2 protein-coding genes and 1 pseudogene are annotated in these 1,435 nt (G+C 74.8%); 1 reads left to right on the forward strand and 2 read right to left on the reverse strand.

Going from position 1 to position 1,435, the window contains the following annotated elements:
* Both AB0C29_RS48260 and AB0C29_RS48265 read right to left on the reverse strand, forming a co-directional pair.
* A pseudogene (locus AB0C29_RS48260) lies at positions 1 to 331 on the reverse strand (ABC transporter permease); the annotation flags it as partial.
* Positions 328 to 1,074, reverse strand: a complete 747-nt coding sequence (locus AB0C29_RS48265; RefSeq protein WP_360835077.1) for an ABC transporter ATP-binding protein — start codon at positions 1,072 to 1,074, stop codon at positions 328 to 330. The pseudogene AB0C29_RS48260 and the gene AB0C29_RS48265, both read right to left, overlap by 4 nt.
* A 111-nt stretch (positions 1,075 to 1,185) precedes the next feature.
* Between AB0C29_RS48265 and AB0C29_RS48270 the strand changes: the two genes are divergently transcribed.
* Positions 1,186 to 1,435 (forward strand): sensor domain-containing protein (locus AB0C29_RS48270; protein ID WP_360835079.1); only part of this gene is annotated, 250 nt, incomplete at its 3' end.

Below are 1,435 nucleotides of genomic sequence, written 5' to 3' on the forward strand. Positions count from 1 at the left end.
CGGTGGGCCGGCCGCCGACGACCCGCTGCACGTAGAAGGAAGGGTCGGGGATCGCCGCGGTGACCCCGGGCAGCGCCGCGAGCCGCCCGGTCAGCCCGGCCGCCTCGGCGGTGGTCCACGAGCGGTACTCCGGATAGCCATCGTCGTTGTCGCCGACCGATGGCGAGTGCACGAGCACCGGAGTGGCGGACAACCGCTCGGGGGTCTGCGGTTGTGACGACGCCCAGAGCGTGGTCGCGCCGGCCACGACGCCCACGCCCAGCGTGATCGCGACGAAGGTGCCGGCGAACGCGGCGAACCGGTGCCGGACCATGTCCCAGGCGAGCCTCACCGCTCCTCCAGCCGGGCCATCCGCACGGCGATCTCCGGGGCGTCCGCCGGATGGTCGAGCACGTCCGCCACCCGTCCGTCGGCCAGCAGCAGCACCCGGTCGGCGTGCGCGGCCGCGTACGGGTCGTGCGTCACCATCACCACGGTCTGCGCGTGCCGGTCCACCGCCGTACGCAGCAGCCGCAACACCTCCCGCGACGCCGTGGTGTCCAGCGCCCCCGTGGGCTCGTCGGCGAACAGCACCGCCGGCCGGGTCACCAGCGCCCGGGCGATCGCCACCCGCTGCTGCTGGCCGCCGGAGAGCTCACTCGGGCGGTGCCGGGCCCGGTCGGCCAGCCCCACCTCGGCCAGCATCGCCCGGACCTCACCCGCCGCCGGCCGCCGTCCCGCCAGCCGCAGCGGCAACGCCACGTTCTGCTCCGCGCTCAGCGCCGGGATCAGATTGAACGCCTGGAAGACGAAGCCGACCCGGGCGCGGCGCACCTTGGTCAGCGCCCGCTCGGAGAGCCCGGTCAGGCTCACCCCGTCGATGCTCACCTCGCCGCTGGTCGGCCGGTCGAGGCCCGCGGCGCAGTGCAGCAGGGTGGACTTGCCGGACCCGGACGGGCCCATCACCGCGGTGAACGTGGCCGGGGCGATGTCCACGTCGACCGCGTCGAGGGCGGTCACCGCGCTCTCGCCCGTACCGTAGATCCTGGAGACGGCCCGCAGCCGCACCGCCGTGCCGATGGTCGTGATGGTCATGGCCGGAAGCCTTCCGGGCCGCCGGGCCCGGCACATTCCCCCGCGGGCGAGGATCGAAGGTATACCCAGCACTACCGAGCGGGGTGCGTCCCGCCGGTAGCGTGACTGCCCATGCCGGTCCGCAACGCGCTCGAGGCGCTCACCATGCGGCCGACGCGGTTCCTGCTGTCGCCCTGGCCCCTGCGCTCGCTGATCTACCTCACGGGCGGCGCGCTGATCGGCCTGGCCACCATCGCGGCCACCCTGCTGCTGCTCGCCGCCGGGGTGGTGCTGTCGGTCGTGGTCGTCGGCGTCGCCGGCTACCTGGCCACGGTGCTGTCCGGGGTGGCCGTCGGGCGGCTGGAACGGTGGCGGATGCGGC

The organism is Actinoplanes sp. NPDC048791 (genome assembly GCF_040650095.1).
In the GTDB taxonomy this organism is placed as follows: Bacteria; Actinomycetota; Actinomycetes; order Mycobacteriales; family Micromonosporaceae; genus Actinoplanes.

What these genes read in the sequence shown, in the direction of transcription:
- AB0C29_RS48265 (WP_360835077.1), bottom strand. Translation starts at nt 1,074, where the DNA reads ATGACCATCACGACCATCGGCACGGCGGTGCGGCTGCGGGCCGTCTCC.